This is a genomic window from Rothia kristinae NBRC 15354 (assembly GCF_001570865.1).
In the GTDB taxonomy this organism is placed as follows: Bacteria; Actinomycetota; Actinomycetes; order Actinomycetales; family Micrococcaceae; genus Rothia; species Rothia kristinae.
Genome location: NZ_BCSM01000006.1, coordinates 33,847 through 51,880, shown reverse-complemented (window position 1 = coordinate 51,880; position 18,034 = coordinate 33,847). Strand labels below are relative to the sequence as shown.

12 protein-coding genes and 1 tRNA gene are annotated in these 18,034 nt (G+C 71.4%); 11 read left to right on the top strand and 2 right to left on the bottom strand.

Annotated elements, in window-relative coordinates; translation table 11 throughout:
- The first annotated feature begins 103 nt into the window (after positions 1 to 103).
- The 6 genes from trpC (at position 104) to KKR01S_RS05075 (ending at position 10,647) form a co-directional block, all read left to right on the top strand.
- Positions 104 to 940 carry an indole-3-glycerol phosphate synthase TrpC gene (trpC, locus tag KKR01S_RS05100; RefSeq protein WP_058731320.1) on the top strand — a complete coding sequence of 279 codons (837 nt, stop codon included), beginning with the start codon at positions 104 to 106 and terminating at the stop codon, positions 938 to 940.
- Positions 937 to 2,406: a tryptophan synthase subunit beta gene (trpB, locus tag KKR01S_RS05095; protein WP_081101576.1), complete on the top strand. Its 1,470-nt coding sequence runs from the start codon at positions 937 to 939 to the stop codon at positions 2,404 to 2,406. Before trpC ends, trpB begins: the two co-directional genes overlap by 4 nt.
- The gene (gene trpA / locus KKR01S_RS05090) at positions 2,403 to 3,371 is read left to right on the top strand and encodes a tryptophan synthase subunit alpha (RefSeq protein WP_081046122.1); all 969 of its coding nucleotides are present in this window, start codon (positions 2,403 to 2,405) and stop codon (positions 3,369 to 3,371) included. Before trpB ends, trpA begins: the two co-directional genes overlap by 4 nt.
- Positions 3,368 to 4,255: a prolipoprotein diacylglyceryl transferase gene (gene lgt, locus KKR01S_RS05085; protein WP_058731319.1), complete on the top strand. Its 888-nt coding sequence runs from the start codon at positions 3,368 to 3,370 to the stop codon at positions 4,253 to 4,255. Before trpA ends, lgt begins: the two co-directional genes overlap by 4 nt.
- Positions 4,256 to 4,556: 301 nt before the next feature.
- Positions 4,557 to 9,194: a glutamate synthase large subunit gene (gene gltB / locus KKR01S_RS05080; protein ID WP_061225460.1), complete on the top strand. Its 4,638-nt coding sequence runs from the start codon at positions 4,557 to 4,559 to the stop codon at positions 9,192 to 9,194.
- The gene (locus KKR01S_RS05075) at positions 9,187 to 10,647 is read left to right on the top strand and encodes a glutamate synthase subunit beta (RefSeq protein WP_061225459.1); all 1,461 of its coding nucleotides are present in this window, start codon (positions 9,187 to 9,189) and stop codon (positions 10,645 to 10,647) included. Before gltB ends, KKR01S_RS05075 begins: the two co-directional genes overlap by 8 nt.
- Positions 10,648 to 10,768: 121 nt before the next feature.
- On the opposite strand, the gene KKR01S_RS05070 is transcribed toward KKR01S_RS05075, so the two are convergent.
- Positions 10,769 to 11,320, bottom strand: a complete 552-nt coding sequence (locus tag KKR01S_RS05070; protein ID WP_061225458.1) for a flavodoxin domain-containing protein — start codon at positions 11,318 to 11,320, stop codon at positions 10,769 to 10,771.
- A 139-nt stretch (positions 11,321 to 11,459) separates the two neighbouring features.
- On the opposite strand from KKR01S_RS05070, the gene pyk reads away from it, so the two are divergent.
- From pyk to KKR01S_RS05050, 4 genes are all read left to right on the top strand, one after another.
- Positions 11,460 to 12,929 (top strand): pyruvate kinase, encoded by a 1,470-nt coding sequence (gene pyk / locus KKR01S_RS05065; protein WP_061225457.1) that lies wholly within the window; start codon positions 11,460 to 11,462, stop codon positions 12,927 to 12,929.
- A 98-nt stretch (positions 12,930 to 13,027) separates the two neighbouring features.
- Positions 13,028 to 13,112 (top strand) — tRNA-Leu (locus KKR01S_RS05060).
- Between the two features lie 134 nt (positions 13,113 to 13,246).
- On the top strand, positions 13,247 to 13,711 hold the full coding sequence (locus tag KKR01S_RS05055) for an SRPBCC family protein (RefSeq protein WP_061225456.1): 465 nt from the start codon (positions 13,247 to 13,249) through the stop codon (positions 13,709 to 13,711).
- Between the two features lie 209 nt (positions 13,712 to 13,920).
- Positions 13,921 to 14,595, top strand: a complete 675-nt coding sequence (locus tag KKR01S_RS05050; protein ID WP_081101575.1) for an ANTAR domain-containing response regulator — start codon at positions 13,921 to 13,923, stop codon at positions 14,593 to 14,595.
- Positions 14,596 to 14,706: 111 nt separating this feature from the next.
- Here KKR01S_RS05050 and KKR01S_RS05045 read toward each other — a convergent pair whose 3' ends face one another.
- Positions 14,707 to 15,165 carry a hotdog fold thioesterase gene (locus tag KKR01S_RS05045; protein ID WP_061225455.1) on the bottom strand — a complete coding sequence of 153 codons (459 nt, stop codon included), beginning with the start codon at positions 15,163 to 15,165 and terminating at the stop codon, positions 14,707 to 14,709.
- Positions 15,166 to 15,235: 70 nt separating this feature from the next.
- Between KKR01S_RS05045 and polA the strand changes: the two genes are divergently transcribed.
- On the top strand, positions 15,236 to 18,004 hold the full coding sequence (polA, locus tag KKR01S_RS05040; RefSeq protein WP_081101574.1) for a DNA polymerase I: 2,769 nt from the start codon (positions 15,236 to 15,238) through the stop codon (positions 18,002 to 18,004).
- The last annotated feature ends 30 nt before the right edge of the window (positions 18,005 to 18,034 follow it).

Sequence of the window (18,034 nt, the reverse complement as noted above, 5' to 3'; positions counted from 1 at the left end):
GACCCCGCGCCACCACGGCGCCCGGGGCTCCAGAGGGGCGCTGTCGGCTTAACGGCTTCCCCACCGTTCCCCGCACCCGATCCGAAAGCGACGCACCACCCCCATGACAGTCCTGGACGAGATCATCGCCGGAGTCCGCGAGGACCTGGAGGCCCGCCGGGCCGAGATCAGCCTCGAGGAGCTGGCCAAGAAGGTCGCCTCCGTCTCCCCGACCCGCGACGCCCTGGCCGCCCTGCGCGGCGCCGGCGTCGCCACCGTCGAGATCATCGCGGAGGTCAAGCGGGCCAGCCCCTCCAAGGGGGCCCTGGCCGAGATCCCGGAGCCGGCTCGTCTGGCCCACGAGTACGAGGCCGGCGGGGCTGCGGCGATCTCGGTGCTCACCGAGTCCCGCCGTTTCCAGGGTCGCCTGGCGGACCTGGACGCGGTGCGCGCGGAGGTCTCCATCCCGCTGCTGCGCAAGGACTTCGTCATCGACCCGTACATGATCTGGGAGGCTCGCGCCCACGGCGCGGACCTGGTGCTGCTGATCGCGGCGATCCTGGATGACGAACAGCTGCGCGAGTACCTGGAGCTGACCCACCGGCTGGGCATGAACGCGATCGTGGAGGCCCACACCGAGGAGGAGGTGGACCGGGCCGTGGCCACCGGGGCGAAGATCATCGGGATCAACACCCGCAACCTCAAGACCCTGGAGACCGACCCTGCGCACTTCGCGACCCTGGCGGATCGGATCCCCGAGGGGCGCCTGATCGTCGCCGAATCCGGGGTGACCGGCCCCGAGGTGGTCGCCGACTACGCCGCGGCCGGGGCCGACGTCGTGCTGGTGGGGGAGGCGCTGGTGCGCACCGAGGACCCGCGCGAGGCCGTCTCCGAGTTCCGCAACCACGGACGCCGGGCCCGCGCGGCCCGGCTGGAGAGCATCGAGGAGGAGCGGGCATGAGCGAGCAGCCGCGCGACGGCGCCAGCACGGCAACCCCCCAGGACCCCGGAGCCCGGGACGCCGGGGATGCCGGGCTGGCCGAGGCCTTCCTCGCCGGGGACCGCCCCGACGGCTCCGCGGGCGCGCACTCCCTGCGCGATGCCCCGGGGCCGTACTTCGGGCGCTACGGCGGCCGGTGGATGGCCGAATCGCTGATCCGGGCGATGGACGAGCTGGAGGAGACCTTCGAGAAGGCCAAGGCGGATCCGGCCTTCGCCGAGGAGTTCCAGCGACTCTCCCGCGAGTACTCCAACCGCCCCTCCCTGCTCACCGAGGCCGCACGCCTCAGCGAACGGGCCGGCGCCCGGATATTCCTCAAGCGCGAGGACCTGAACCACACCGGCTCCCACAAGATCAACAACGTCATGGGTCAGGCCCTGCTGGCCCGGCGCATGGGCAAGACCCGCCTCATCGCGGAGACCGGCGCCGGCCAGCACGGCGTGGCCACGGCGACCGCAGCGGCGTACTTCGGCATGGAGTGCGTGATCTACATGGGCGAGGAGGACACCCGGCGCCAGGCCCTGAACGTGGCGCGCATGCAGCTGCTCGGGGCCCGGGTGGTCGCGGTGCAGACCGGCTCGCGCACCCTGAAGGACGCGATCAACGAGGCCCTGCGGGACTGGGTGGCCCATGTGGACACGACCCACTACCTGCTGGGCACCGCCGCCGGCGCCCACCCGTTCCCGGCCATGGTCCGGTACTTCCACGACGCGATCGGCACCGAGGCCCGCGCCCAGGTGCGCGAGGCCACCGGCGCCCTGCCCGACGCCGTCGCGGCCTGCGTGGGCGGCGGCTCCAACGCGATCGGCATCTTCCACGCCTTCCTGGATGACCCCGTGGACCTGTACGGCTTCGAGGCCGGCGGAGACGGGGTGGAGACCGGTCGCCACGCCGCGACCATCACCCTGGGGCGCCCGGGGATGCTGCACGGGGCGATGACGTACCTGATGCAGGACGAGGACGGGCAGACCATCGAGTCCCACTCCATCTCCGCGGGCCTGGACTACCCGGGGGTGGGCCCGGAGCACGCGCACCTGGCCGACATCGGGCGGGTCTCCTACCAGCCGGTCACGGACACCGAGGCCATGGACGCCCTGCGCCTGCTGTGCTGCACCGAGGGCATCATCCCCGCGGTGGAATCCGCCCACGCCCTGGCCGGGGCGCTGCGGGTGATCGAGCAGTGGAAGGCCGAGGACCCGGAGGCGGCGCGGGAGAAGGTCATGGTCGTGTGCCTGTCCGGACGCGGGGACAAGGACATGGACACCGCGGTGCGCTGGTTCGGGCTGGGCGAGGCCGAGCCCAGCTCCCAGCTGCACGGGGCGGGCACGCAGACCCAGACCGACGCCGTGCACGCCGCGGACCCGCAGGCCGTCGAGCAGCTGCCCACCGACCAGCACGAGGACACCGCCGAAGGGATGCAGCGATGAGCACCGACCCGACCGCAGCCCGCCGCGCCGAGGCCGCACCGGAAGGGGCAGAGCAGGCCGCACCCCGCGGGATCCGGCTGCCCACCGAGTTCCCGCCGGCCCCCGAGCACTCCCGGCTGGCCGAGCGCCTGGCGGCCTGCCGCGAGCAGGGCCGACCCGCCCTCATCGGGTACCTGCCCGTGGGCTACCCCAGCACGGAGGAGTCCATCGCCGCGGCCATCGAGCTGGGCCGATCCGGGGCGGACATCATCGAACTCGGCGTGCCGTACTCGGACCCCGTCATGGACGGGCCCGTGATCCAGGAGGCCACCGCGATGGCCCTGGCCCGCGGCTTCCGGGTGGACGAGCTGTTCCGCGCGGTCCGGGAGATCACCGCGGCCACGGACGCCGTCGTCGTGGTGATGACCTACATCAACCCGGTGCTGCGCCGCGGCGTGGACCGCTTCGCCCGGGAGCTGACCGAGGCCGGGGGAGCGGGGATCATCACCCCGGACCTGGTCCCGGAGGAGGCCGAGCAGTGGTTCGCGGCCAGTGCCGCGCACGGGCTGGACCGGATCTTCCTGGCCGCTCCCTCTTCCACCGCCCAGCGCCTGGAGATGATCTCCCGGGCCTCCAGCGGCTTCGTCTACGCTGTCTCGGTGATGGGCGTGACCGGGGCCAGGGAGAAGGTCTCCGACGCCGCCGAGAAGCTCGTGGCGGACCTGCGCGCCGCCGGGGCGCCCGCGGTGTGCGTGGGCCTGGGCGTCTCGCGTCGGGAGCACGTCGAGCAGATCGGGGCCTACGCCGACGGCGTCATCGTCGGCACCGCCCTGGTGCGGGCCCTGGGCGAGGGTGGCCCCGAGGCCGTCGGGGCGCTGACCCGGCAGCTGGCCGGGCGCGAGCCCTCCGGGGACGACGCGGCCGAGCCCGCCCCCAGCACCGCTCCGCGGGATCCGCGGGTCCCGTCCGGGGAGTCCCGCCTGTGAGCCCGCTCGCCGTGCTGGCGGCCATCCCGTCGCCGTCCTGGAGCGCCTTCCACCTCGGCCCGCTGACGATCCACGCCTACGCGCTGTGCATCCTGCTGGGCATCGTCGTGTGCCTGTGGCTGACCTCCCGGCGCTGGGCCGCGGCAGGGGAGGACCCGGACACCCTCTGGGACATCGCCTACGTCGCGATCCCCCTCGGGCTGGTCGGGGCCCGGCTGTACCACGTGCTGATCACCGCGCCCGAGGACTACTTCGGGCCCGGCCGGAACCCGTGGGATGCCCTGAAGATCTGGGAGGGCGGCATCGGCATCATGGGGGCGATCTCCTGCGGGGCGCTGGGCGCCTGGATCGCCTGCCGGCGCCTGGGGCTGTCCCTGACCAAGTTCGCCGACGCCGCGGCCCCCGGGATCCTGCTGGCCCAGGGCATCGGCCGCTGGGGCAACTGGTTCAACCAGGAGCTGTTCGGCAAGCCGACGACCCTGCCGTGGGGCCTGGAGATCGACCCCACCAGCTACAACTTCCCGCACCAGTACCCGCCGGGCACCCTGTTCCACCCGACGTTCCTCTACGAATCCCTCTGGGACGTGCTCGGGGCGCTGCTGCTGCTGTGGATCTCCCGCCGCGGGCTGCTGAAGCTGGGCCAGACCTTCTGGGCCTACGTGGCCTACTACGGCTTCGGTCGGCTGATGATCGAGCTGTTCCTGCGCATCGACCACTCCCAGGAGCTGCTGGGGCTGCGCATCCACGTGTGGACCGCCGGGCTGCTGGTGGTCCTCGGGCTGATCATGCTGGGGGTGTTCGGGCGCCGTCCCCGGGACTCGGAGGAGCGTCCGGATGCTGGAACGCAGGGTCACACTTTGGAGAACGCCGGGGACCCGCGGTAGTTTTGCATCACATCACCTGAGGAGAATCGGTCGTCCAGTGCGCCCCACCGGCGCCGCACGGCCCACTCGACCCTCCCCGCCGCCGCATCCGGCCGGACGGGATACGAGCGGACGAGCCTCGTCCACGCTGCAACGACGCGGCCACCGTGGAGACACTGGTTCGGAAGAGATCGCGCCGGCGCGTCCGCGCGGGCCCGGTTCCCCCAGGGCCCGCCGCCTCCTCGCCCGAGGATCTCACCTCGAGGGTCCGGGTCGGCGCACCCGACTCCACGGTGGCCCCGACCGGGAGGAGTCCGCGACCATGCCCGACGTCGACCAGACCGGTGAGCGCGCCCGCTCGCCCTTCGAGACCTTCTCCGCCGCGCCCCGGGACACCGGGCTGTACCACCCCGACCAGGAGAAGGACGCCTGCGGGCTGGCGATGATCGCCACCCTCAGCGGGGAGGGCTCCCACGAGATCGTCGACCAGGCCCTGATCGCCCTGCGCGCCCTGGAGCACCGGGGCGCGGTGGGCGCGGACGAGGGCACCGGCGACGGCGCGGGGATCCTCCTGCAGATCCCGGACGCCTTCTTCCGGGCGGAGGCCGACTTCGCCCTGCCCCCGCTGGGGGAGTACGCGGTGGGCACCGCCTACCTGCCCACCGACGGCATCGGCGCCGAAGAGCACCTGCAGGCCCTGACCGAGCTGGCCGAGGCCGAGGGGCTGCGGGTGCTGGGCACCCGGGTGGTGCCCATCGTGGAGTCCGTGGTGGGCAAGAGCTCCCGCGCCGTGATGCCGCACTTCGTGCAGATCTTCGTCGCCGAGGGCGGCGGCCAGGAGGCCTTCACCGGGCACATCCCCGTGGTGGGTCTGGACGAGGACGCCCGCCGGCGCCAGCTGGACCAGAAGGCCTTCCGGGTGCGCAAGCGCGCCCAGCACAAGCTCGGGGTGTACTTCTCCTCCTTCTCCAGCCGCACCATCACCTACAAGGGCATGCTCACCACCGCCCAGCTGGAGCCGTTCTACCCGGACCTGTCCGATCCGCGGTTCACCACCCGCCTGGCGATCGTGCACTCCCGGTTCTCCACCAACACCTTCCCCTCCTGGCCGCTGGCCCAGCCCTTCCGCACCATCGCGCACAACGGCGAGATCAACACCGTCAAGGGCAACCGCAACTGGATGCGGGCCCGGCAGTCCCAGCTGAAGTCCCCGCTGCTCGGGCGCAACCCGGAGGAGCTGTTCCCGATCTGCTCCGTCGGGGCCTCGGACTCGCAGTCCTTCGACGAGGTCGCCGAGCTGCTGATGCTCTCCGGGCGCTCGCTGCCGGAGGCGATCATGATGATGATCCCCGAGGCTTGGGAGAACCACGAGACCATGGACGAGGACCGGCGGGCCTTCTACCGGTACCACTCCACGCTGATGGAGCCGTGGGACGGCCCCGCCGCGGTGACCTTCACCGACGGCGCCCTGGTCGGCTCGGTGCTGGACCGCAACGGGCTGCGCCCGGGCCGGTACTGGGTCACCGAGGACGGTCTGGTGGTCTTCGCCTCGGAGGTCGGCGTCGTCGAGCTCGGGGATCGGAAGGTGGTGCGCAAGGGCCGAGTGTCCCCGGGGACCATGTTCCTCGTGGACACCGAGGCCGGGCGGATCGTCCCGGATGAGGAGATCAAGGCGGAGGTGGCCGCGCGCAACCCCTGGAAGCAGTGGTGCGAGCAGAACATCACCACCCTGGAGTCCCTGCCCCAGCGGGAGCACCAGCAGTCCTCCCCGCGCTCGATCCTGCTGCGCCAGCAGACCTTCGGGTACACCCACGAGGAGCTGAACAAGATCCTCAAGCCGATGGCCCGCACCGGGGCGGAGCCGATCTACGCGATGGGCACCGACACCCCGATCGCCGCTCTGGCCGAGCGGCCCCGGCTGCTGTTCGACTACTTCGTGCAGTCCTTCGCCCAGGTCACCAACCCCCCGCTGGACTCGATCCGCGAGCAGCTGGTCACCTCCCTGGGCACCAGCATCGGCCCGGACGGCAACCTGCTGCGCAACGGCTACGTCCCGACCCACCACCTGGAGCTGCCGTTCCCGGTGCTGGACAACGATGAGCTGGACAAGATCGTGCACCTGGAGGACGAGGACGGGATGTCCACGGCCCTGAAGGTGCGCGGGCTCTACGACCCGGCCGGCGGTGCCGCCGCCCTGCGCGCCCGGATCACCGAGATCTGCGAGAAGGTCTCCGCGGCGATCCACCGCGGGGTGCAGTACATCGTGCTGTCCGACCGCAGCTCCTCGGCCACCTGGGCCCCCATCCCGTCGCTGCTGCTCACCGCGGCGGTGCACCACCACCTGCTGCGCTCGGCCACCCGCACCAAGGTGGGCCTGGTCGTGGAGGCCGGGGACGTGCGCGAGGTGCACCACGTGGCCTGCCTGATCGGCTACGGCGCCTCCGCGGTCAACCCGTACCTGGCCATGGAATCCGTGGAGCACCTGGTGCGCACCGGGGAGCTGACCGAGGTCAGCCCGCAGCAGGCGGTGCGCAACCTCATCACGGCCCTGGGCAAGGGGCTGCAGAAGATCATGTCCAAGATGGGCATCTCCACGGTCAGCTCCTACACCGGCGCGCAGACCTTCGAGGCCCTGGGGCTGTCCCAGTCCCTGATGGACGAGTACTTCACCGGCACCCACTCCCAGCTGGGCGGGGCCGGGCTGGAGGTCATCGCCGAGGAGACCCGGGCCCGCCATGCCCGCGCGTACCCCGCCGACGGCGTCTCCGTGCCCTTCCGCGCCCTGGAGACCGGCGGGGAGTACGACTGGCGCCGGGACGGCGCCCCGCACCTGTTCGACCCGCACACGGTGTTCCGGCTGCAGCACGCGACCCGCACCCGCCGCTACGACATCTTCAAGTCCTACACCCGCCGGGTGGATGACCAGTCCGAGCGGCTGATGACCCTGCGCGGGCTGATGGCCTTCCGCCCGGACCGCGAACCGGTGCCGCTGGAGGAGGTGGAGCCGGTCTCCTCGATCGTCAAGCGCTTCTCCACCGGGGCGATGTCCTACGGCTCGATCTCCCAGGAGGCCCACCAGACCCTGGCCATCGCGATGAACCGGCTGGGCGCGAAGTCCAACACCGGCGAGGGCGGGGAGGACCTGGAGCGGCTGCTGGACCCCGAGCGGCGCTCGGCCATCAAGCAGGTGGCCTCCGGGCGCTTCGGGGTGACCAGCCTGTACCTGACCCACGCCGACGACATCCAGATCAAGATGGCCCAGGGCGCCAAGCCCGGGGAGGGCGGGCAGCTGATGTCCGCGAAGGTCTACCCGTGGGTGGCCCGCACCCGGCACGCGACCCCCGGGGTCTCGCTGATCTCCCCGCCGCCGCACCACGACATCTACTCCATCGAGGACCTGGCGCAGCTGATCTACGACCTCAAGCGCGCCAACCCGAAGGCGCGGGTGCACGTGAAGCTCGTCTCCGAGATCGGGGTGGGCACGGTCGCGGCCGGGGTGACCAAGGCCAAGGCCGACGTCGTGCTGATCTCCGGGCACGACGGCGGCACGGGGGCCGCCCCGCTGAACTCCCTGAAGCACGCCGGGGCGCCGTGGGAGCTGGGCCTGGCCGAGGCGCAGCAGACCCTGATGCTCAACGGGCTGCGGGACCGGGTGGTCGTGCAGGCGGACGGGCAGATGAAGACCGGACGCGACGTCGTCATCGCGGCCCTGCTGGGGGCCGAGGAGTACGGCTTCGCGACCGCCCCGCTGGTGGTGGAGGGCTGCATCATGATGCGCAAGTGCCACCTGGACACCTGCCCCGTGGGGGTGGCCACCCAGAACCCGGTGCTGCGCGAGCGCTTCACCGGCAAGGCCGAGCACGTGGTGAACTTCTTCGAGTTCATCGCCGAGGAGGTCCGCGAGCACCTGGCGAGCCTGGGATTCCGCAGCCTCCAGGAGGCCATCGGACACGCGGAGGTGCTGGACACCGAGCGGGCCGTGGCCCACTGGAAGGCCGAGGGGCTGGACCTGACCAACGTGCTGCGCTCCACCGCGGTGGAGTACGGCGGGCAGGGGGTGCGCAACCTGCGCGGGCAGGACCACGAACTGGACAAGCACCTGGACGCCGAGCTGATCCGCCTGGCCGCCCCCGCCCTTCAGCAGCGCACGCCCGTGTCCCTGGAGCACACCGTGATCAACACGGACCGCGCCGTCGGCACGATGCTCGGCAACGCGGTGACCGCGACCTTCGGCCCGGAGTTCCTGGACCCGGACACCATCACCGTGAACCTGTCCGGGCAGGCCGGGCAGTCCCTGGGCGCGTTCCTGCCGCAGGGCATCACCCTGCGCCTGGCGGGGGAGTCCAACGACTACGTCGGCAAGGGCCTGTCCGGCGGGCGGATCATCGTCCGACCCCACCGGCAGGAGGGCTACCTGCCGCAGGAGAACGTGATCGCCGGCAACGTCATCGGCTACGGCGCCACCAGCGGGGAGCTGTTCCTCTCCGGGCAGGTGGGCGAGCGGTTCCTGGTGCGCAACTCCGGGGCCACCGCGGTCGCCGAGGGCATCGGGGACCACGGCTGCGAGTACATGACCGGCGGCACCGCGGTGATCATCGGACCCACCGGGCGCAACTTCGGCGCCGGGATGTCCGGGGGCACCGCCTACGTGCTGGACCTGGACCCGGTGGACGTCAACAGGGCCGCCCGGGAATCCGGGGAGCTGACCTTATCCGGACTGGACGAGCAGGATGAGCAGGTGGTCACCGCGCTGCTGGAGAAGCACTGGGCGGAGACCGGCTCCCCGGCCGCCCGCGCCCTGCTCGACGACGTCCCGGCCAGCCTGGCCCGATTCACCCGTGTGCTGCCGCGCGACTTCGCGGCCGTGCGGAGCATCCGCGAGCGCGCCGAGGAGAACGGCGCGGATCCGGACGGGGACGCCGTCTGGCAGGAGATCCTGGAGGTGACCGCCCGTGGCTGACCCCCGCGGCTTCCTGAAGCACACCCAGCGTCAGGACCGGCCCAAGCGCCCGGTCCCGGTGCGCATCCGGGACTGGAAGGAGGTGCAGGTCGAGCAGGACTCGGCCGTGCTCAAGGAGCAGGCCTCCCGCTGCATGGACTGCGGCGTGCCCTTCTGCCACCAGGGCTGCCCGCTGGGCAACCTCATCCCGGAGTGGAACGACCTCACCTGGCGGGGGCTGACCCGCGAGGCCGTGGACCGGATGCACGCGACCAACAACTTCCCGGAGTTCACCGGGCGGGTCTGCCCGGCCCCCTGCGAGGCCTCCTGCGTGCTGGGGATCAACCAGCCGCCGGTGACCATCAAGCAGGTGGAATACAGCATCGGGGAGTCCGCGTTCGAGGAGCACGTGATCACCCCGCAGGTGCCGGAGCGGCTCGTGGACCGCACGGTCGCCGTCGTCGGCTCCGGGCCGGCGGGGCTGGCCGCCGCCCAGCAGCTGACCCAGGCCGGGTTCACCGTCGCGGTGTACGAGCGGGAGGACCGCATCGGCGGCCTGCTGCGCTACGGCATCCCGGACTTCAAGCTGGAGAAGGAGGTCATCGAGCGGCGCCTGCGGGTCATGGAGGCCGAGGGCACCCGGTTCCGGCCCGGCGTGGAGATCGGCCGGGACATCACCTGGGATCAGCTGCGCCGCCGCTACGACGCCGTGGTGGTGGCCACCGGGGCGACCAAGCCGCGGGATCTGCCGATCCCGGGGCGGGAGCTTTCCGGGGTGCACTTCGCGATGGACTACCTGGTGGCCTCCAACCGGGCGCAGGCAGGCGACGAGGTGCCCGAGGCGATCGACGCGGCCGGCAAGCACGTGGTGGTCCTGGGCGGCGGGGACACCGGTGCCGACTGCATCGGCACCGCCCACCGGCAGGGCGCGGCCTCGGTGACGACCCTGGCGATCGGGCGCAAGCCCCCGGAGGAGCGGGCCGAGCACGAGCCGTGGCCGATGTTCCCGAACCTCTTCGAGGTGGCCAGCTCCCACGAGGAGGGCGGGCGCCGGAACTACCTGGCCTCCACGGTGGAGTTCGTGGGCGAGGACGGGAAGCTGACCGGGATCCGGGTGGCCGAGACCGAGTACCGCGAGGACGGCAAGCGGGTGCCCAAGGCGGGCACCGAGCACGTGATCCCCGCGGACCTGGTGTTCCTGGCCCTGGGCTTCACCGGCCAGGATTCCGAGGCGATCACCGAGCAGCTGGGGGCGCCGCTGGATTCGCGCACCAACGTGGCCCGGGATGAGCGGTACATGACCGCGGTGGACGGGGTGTTCTCCTGCGGCGACGCCGGGCGCGGCCAGTCCCTGGTGGTGTGGGCCATCGCCGAGGGGCGGGCCTGCGCGGCGGCGGTGGAGCGGCACCTGCTGGGTGCGACGGCGCTGCCGGAGCCGGTGCGGCCCAGCGACCGGCCGATCGACCTGCTCTGAGCCGACGGCGCGGGGGGGGGGCTGGGCGCGGTGGGTCAGACGCGATGGGTCTGCCCCCGCCGCGTCGGGCCGCGCGGCGTCGCTCCGGCCGGGTCTCTCCGTCTGGGGCGCTCCGTCCGGGTCAGCCGCGCTGGGCCCGCACCGCGGCCACGAAGTCCGCGGTGCTGGCCCGGTCCGAGTAGTCCGCGGATCCGCCGTAGGAGTCGATCATCTGCTGATCGGAGACGGACTTGTCCGGCTTGGCCTTCAGGAAGGTGCGCACCCCCATCATCGCGGTGCGGTGGGTCCGGGACAGGCGCGAGTAGTCGATGCCGCCGCGGAAGTGTCCGGTGGGCACCGTGCCGCGGCGCGGGGCGTAGGCGGTGGGCAGGTTCTTGGCCAGCTGCCCGTCCAGCTTCTCGGCGGTCGCGGAGACGGTCCCGGAGAAGGAGACCGTGAAGAAGCCCAGGGCCCGCCCGTCCAGGTGGGGTGCCAGGCGCTCGGCCTCGGCGGCGTCGGTGAGCTTGCCGGCGTAGTCGCTGAAGCCCAGCACGACGGCGTCGGCCTCGGCGACGTCCTCCGGGGTGGCCGAGGCCAGGTCCAGGGCGGTGCCCTCGAGGTCCTCGGCGATCCACTGGGCGTAGGTGCGGGTGTAGCCGTAGCGGGAGCCGTACAGCACGAGGGCGCCGGACATGTTCTCCTCCTGGGGTCTCTCGGATCTTCCCTCAGCCTAACCCGCCGTGTGGGAATGTGTGGGATTGAACGCGGACACAGTGGGTTCACCCGGCGCCGATGACTGTTCATGTGGCTTTGCGAGAACTAGAGTGGAAGCCATGAGACGCGCAAAGATCGTATGCACCCTGGGTCCGGCACTGTCCTCCTACGACAAGCTCTCCGAGGCCATCTCGGCCGGATTGAACGTCGCTCGCCTGAACATGAGCCACGGCGACCACGATGTCCACACCGCCAACTTCAACAACGTCCGCCGAGCCTCGCAGGACCTCAACAAGAACGTCGCGATCCTCGCCGACATCCAGGGGCCCAAGATCCGCCTGGAGACCTTCGTCAACGGCTCCGAGATGCTCGAGCCCGGCGACATCTTCAAGATCACCGCCGAGGACGTGCCCGGCACCAAGGAGATCTGCGGGACCACCTACAAGGGCCTGCCCGGGGACGTGCGCCCCGGGGACCTGCTGCTGATCGACGACGGCAAGGTCCGCCTGGAGGCCACCGAGGTCTCCGCGACCACCGTGACCACCCGCGTCGTGATCGGCGGGAAGGTCTCCGACCACAAGGGCATCAACATCCCCAACGCCGCGGTCTCCGTCCCGGCGCTGACCGAGAAGGACGAGAAGGACCTGCGCTGGGCGCTGCGCACCGGCGTCGACATCATCGCCCTGTCCTTCGTCCGCTCCGGGGACGACATCCTCCGCGTGCACGAGATCATGGAGGAGGAGGGGCTGAAGCTGCCCGTCATCGCCAAGATCGAGAAGCCGCAGGCGGTGGACAACCTCCAGGACATCATCGACAAGTTCGACGGCATCATGGTCGCCCGCGGCGACCTCGGCGTGGAGTACCCGCTGGAGGAGGTGCCGCTGGTCCAGAAGCGCGCGATCGAGCTGGCCCGCCGCTGGGCCAAGCCCGTGATCGTGGCGACCCAGGTGCTGGAGTCCATGATCTCCAACCCGATGCCGACCCGCGCGGAGGCCTCCGACTGCGCCAACGCGATCCTGGACGGCGCGGACGCGGTCATGCTCTCCGGGGAGACCTCCGTGGGCCAGTACCCGATCATCACCATCCAGACGATGGCGCGGATCGTGGAGTCCACCGAGGCCCACGGCCTGGACCGCGTCCCGGCCCTGGGCTCCAGCCCCCGCACCCGCGGCGGCGCGGTGACCCTGGCCGCGGTGAACATCGCCCAGCAGCTGGACGTCAACTTCATCTGCACCTTCACCCAGTCCGGCGACTCCGCCCGGCGCCTGTGCCGCCTGCGTCCGTCCAGGCCGATCCTGGCCTTCACCCCGGACCCCAAGGTGGCCGCGTTCATGGCCCTGTTCTGGGGCGTGCAGGCCGTGGTGGATCAGAAGGCGCAGTCCACGGACGAGATGCTCGCCGAGGTGGATCGCTACCTGATCTCCAAGGGCATGGCCACCAAGGACGAGATGATCGTGATGACCGCCGGCTCCCCGATGGGCGTGGCCGGATCCACGAACATGGTCCGCGCCCACCGCGTGGGCGACCTGGACGACAACGGCGCTCCCGTGCCCGAGGAGCACGAGAAGCTGGGGCCGTACCGGGACTGATCCCGCGGTGATCCAGCGGTGACACCGGCCCGGGCGACGGGCTCGTGTACAGTGGGGGCGTCCTGCCGGGCAGCGATCCGGCGGACGCCCCCTTCCGCGCCCAAGTGGCGGAATCGGCAGACGCGCCGCACTCAAAATGCGGTGTCTTCGGACGTGTGGGTTCGAGTCCCACCTTGGGCACCACGGCCGCTCTGTACGGTCTCGTCGGCGGCTGGTCAGGCGCGCGGTCTTGCGGCTGAGGGCGAACTCGGCCCCGCGCTCCCGGCCGCCGACTAGGGTGGATGGTGACCGCTGTTCCCTCACCCAAGGAGCAAGAGATGACCGACCAGACCTCGATCACGGTGACCCGCACCATCGACGCCCCGGCGAAGGACCTCTTCGACGTGCTGTCCAACCCCGAGCGGCACCAGGAGCTGGACGGCTCCGGGTTCATCGTCTCCGACGACAAGACCGACCGCATCCAGAAGGTCGGCGACGTCTTCCGCATGAACATGCACGGGGACCACATGGGCGGGGACTACAAGACCGAGAACCACGTGACCGGCTTCGACGAGAACAAGCTGATCTCCTGGAAGACCGCCCCCGAGGGCACCGAGCCCCCCGGCTGGGAGTGGGTCTGGGAGCTGGAGTCCACCGGCTCCGACTCCACCGATGTGCGCCTGACCTACGACTGGTCCGCCGTGGACCCGCAGTTCGCCCGCGAGGTCGGCTTCCCGCTGGTCAGCGAGGAGCAGCTGGAGTCCTCCCTGGACAAGCTCGCCTCCGCCGTCGCCGGCGCCTGAGCCGCCTCGAAAGCGACGACGGCCCCCGAGCCGCCGTCGCACCCGACGCCGCCTCACCCTCTGCGCATGTCCCATCCCGCCGTCCGAGCGGGTGGGCGTAAAATGCGCAGAGGGTGAGGCGCTGTCCGTCCCGGGTACCTTCCCGAGACGCGTGCGCTCACCCCGCACCCTTTTTCCGTGACCGTCCGCATCACCCAAGGAGACCGCCGATGTCCGAGAACAGCTCCACTCCCCAGGACTCCGCGGAGACCATCGACGTCAGCGCCGCGGCCGAGCCCGCCGCGGCCGAGACCACCCGGGCCGACTCCAACCGGCCGGTGCGCCGCGTCGTCGTCGCCGAGGACGAGGCCCTGATCCGGCTGGACATCGTGGAGATCCTCTCCGCCCGGGGATTCGACGTCGTGGCCCAGGCCGACAACGGCGAGGACGCGGTCTCCCTGGCCCAGGAGCATCGCCCGGACGTGGTGCTCATGGACGTGAAGATGCCCAAGATGGACGGGATCAGCGCCGCGGAGCACATCGCCAAGGAGCGCATCGCCCCCGTGGTGCTGCTGACCGCGTTCAGCCAGAAGGAGCTCGTGGACCGGGCCACCGAGGCCGGGGCGATGGCCTACGTGGTCAAGCCGTTCACGGAGAACGACCTCATCCCCTCCATCGAGGTCGCGATCAGCCGGTACGATCAGATCAAGGCCCTCGAGCACGAGGTCACCGACCTCAAGGAGCAGTTCGAGACCCGCAAGCTCGTGGACCGGGCCAAGTCCCTGCTGATCACCAAGATGGGCCTGACCGAGCCGGAGGCCTTCCGCTGGATCCAGAAGACCTCCATGGACCGGCGCCTGTCCATGCGCGAGGTGGCCGAGACCATCATCGCCCAGGTCGCCTGAGCCCACGCACCGGGCGGGGTGACCCGCGCACAGCAGCCCCCGACGCCGCGATCCCGCGGCGTCGGGGGCTGTCCGCTTCCGCCGGAGGCCGCCCCGGAGGCGCCCGTCTCGTCAGCCCTTCCGGTCAACCAGCAGATTGGTGATCCGGGCGGTGGACAGGCGCCGGCCGTCGTCGTCGGTCATCACGATCTCGTGCACGCACAGGGTGCGGCCCAGGTGGATCGCCGTGCAGGTGCCGGTGACCCAGCCGCTGCTGGCCCCGCGCTGGTGCGTCGCGTTCACATCCAGCCCCACGGCCATCTTCTCCGGGCCGGCGAACACGTTGGCGGCCATCGACCCGAGGGTCTCCGCCAGCGCCACGTGCGCCCCGCCGTGCACCAGGCCGTAGGGCTGGGTGTTGCGCTCCACCGGGAAGCGGGCGACGGCGCGCTCGGCGGTGAGCTCCTCGAAGACGATGCCCATGTGCTCGGCCATCGTGCCGATGCCGTGCGCGGGCAGCGCCTCCTGCACCTCGGGCGGCACCCCCATCGCGGTGAGGCGATCGGCGGACTGGCGGGGGGAGTCTTCCATGGCGGGCTCGGCCTTTCGAGAGGGGATGCGGGCCCGGACGGGCCGCGACGGGTGTGCTTAGGATTGTAGGGTGACTTCCACCCAGCAGCCCCAGCCGTCCGACGCCGCCGCGACCGATCCCGCCGAGCAGCCCGCCGCCGAAGGCCTGGAGGAGGTCAGCCGCCTCCTGCTGGTGGACGGGCACTCCATGGCCTTCCGCGCCTTCTACGCCGTGCCCGAGGGGTCCTTCGTCACCACGGCCGGGCAGCACACCAACGCCGTGCACGGGTTCACCGCGATGCTGCTGACCATGATTCGGCAGCTGCGCCCCACCCACGTGGCCGTGGCCTTCGACCTGTCCGGGCCCACCTTCCGCTCCGAGGAGTACCCCGAGTACAAGGCCGGGCGGCAGAAGACCCCGGAGGAGTTCGCCGGGCAGATCGAGTACATCCAGCAGACCCTGGACACCCTGAACATCCCGTGGATCACCGTGGAGGGCTTCGAGGCCGACGACATCGTCGCCACCGGGGCGCACCTGGCCGAGAGCGCGGGGGCGGAGGTCGTCGTCGTCTCCGGGGACCGGGACGCCTTCCAGCTGATCTCCGAGCGCACCAGCGTGCTGTACCCCACCAAGGGGATCTCCGAGATCCCGCCGCGCACCGCCGCGGACATCGAGGAGAAGTACGGGGTCCCGCCCCGGCTGTACCGGCACGTGGCCGCCCTGGTGGGGGAGTCCGCGGACAACCTGCCGGGGGTGCCCAAGGTGGGGCCCAAGACGGCCGCCAAATGGCTGGGCCAGTACGGGGACCTGGAGGGGGTGCTGGCCCACGCCGAGGAGATCCGCGGCAAGGCCGGGGAGAACCTGCGGGCGCACCTGGAGGATGTGCGGCGCAACTTCCGCCTCAACGAGCTGAGGCGGGACCTGGACCTGCCGGTCAGCTTCGCCCAGATGGCCCGGCGGGAGCCGGATCTGGAACGCATGGACGCGCTGTTCGACGAGCTGGAGTTCCGCACCCTGCGCGACCGGGTCCGCCGGGACCTGTCCGCCGCCGAGCCCGAACCGCAGATCCAGATCCCGCAGCGGCAGGACCTGCCCGACGCCGCGGCCATTCAGGCCGCCTTCGGGCAGCCCGGCACCACGATCGCACTGACCCTGCAGGAGGACTACCGGCTGGGGCCAGTCCTGCAGATCGCGGACCCCGAGTCGGTGGGCACCGCGGTGCTGGAGGAGCTGGATGAGGCCGCGAGCAGCACCCTGCAGAGGCTGCTCACCGAGCGGGCCGCGGACCTGCTGGTCAGCGACCTCAAGGGGCTGGTGCGCCGGCTCGGGGAGCTGGGCTACCGGCTTGAGGACACCGGCCGGGACGTGGCCCTGGAGGCCTTCGTGCTGCGCCCGGGGGCCCGGGGCTACGACCCCGAGCAGCTGGGCGGGGAGTTCACCTCCTACTCCTTCGGCCCCAAGGTGAAGAAGCCCACCCAGGCCACCCTGCGCAAGGAGACCCCGGAGCAGCGTCGGCAGAAGGCGGTGCCGTGGCTGGACCGCTTCGCCGCGGCCGCGTGGCTGCTGCACGACGTCGCCCGGACCGTGCGGCAGCGGCTGGGCGAGCACCCATGGGCCCAGAGGATCCTCACCGAGCTGGAGATCCCGCTGGCCGAGATCCTGCTGCGCATGGAGCTGACCGGGGTGGCCGTGGAGCCGGCCCGGTTGGAGGCGCTGATCGAGGCGTACCAGGCCGAGATCGACACCGCCCAGCGCAACGCCGAGCAGGTGCTCGGCGGCCAGACGGTGAACCTCTCCTCGCCCAAGCAGCTGCAGACCGTGCTGTTCGAGACCCTGGGGCTGCCCACCACCCGGAAGATCTCCTCCGGGTACACCACGGACGCGACCTCCCTGCAGGAGCTCAGCCGCACCCTGGAGCCGGGCACCGCCGGGTACGACTTCATGGCCTGGCTGCTGCGCTACCGCGAGTACACCAAGCTGCGCCAGGCCGTAGAGGGGCTGCGCGACGCCTTATCCGCCCAGGACCGGGTGCACACCACCTTCGGGCAGACCACCGCGGCCACCGGTCGGCTCTCTTCGATCAACCCGAACCTGCAGAACATCCCCGTGCGCACGGCGGAGGGGCGCAAGATCCGGGCGGCCTTCGTCGTCGGCGAGGGGTACCAGGAGCTGCTGACCGCGGACTACTCCCAGATCGAGATGCGCATCATGGCGCACCTGTCCCAGGACGAGGGCCTGATCCAGGCCTACCGGGACGGGGAGGACCTGCACCGCTTCGTCGGCTCCCAGGTCTTCGGCGTCGCCCCGGCCGACGTCACCCCGGAGATGCGCGCCAAGGTCAAGGCGATGAGCTACGGCCTGGCCTACGGGCTGAGCTCCTACGGGCTGTCCAAGCAGCTGGAGATCTCCGTGGATGAGGCCCGCGGGCTGATGTCCAGCTACTTCCGCCGCTTCGGGGCGGTGCGCACCTACCTGCGCCACATCGTGGACGAGGCCCGCAAGACCGGGTACACCGAGACGATGTTCGGGCGCCGCCGCTACCTGCCGGAGCTGACCAGCACCAACCGCCAGACCCGGGACATGGCCGAGCGCGCCGCGCTGAACGCCCCGATCCAGGGCTCGGCCGCGGACATCATCAAGAAGGCCATGCTGGGGGTGGATCGACGCCTGCGCGAGGAGGGCCTGTCCACCCGGATGGTCCTGCAGGTCCACGACGAGCTGATCCTGGAGGTCGCCCCGGGCGAGCACGACGCCGCCGAGGCCATCCTGCGGGAGGAGATGTCCGGGGCCGCGAAGCTGCGGGTGCCCCTGGAGGTGCAGGTGGGCCGCGGGCCCTCCTGGAACGACGCCGCCCACTGACCCGCCGACCCCGGCCGCACTCTTCGCCGC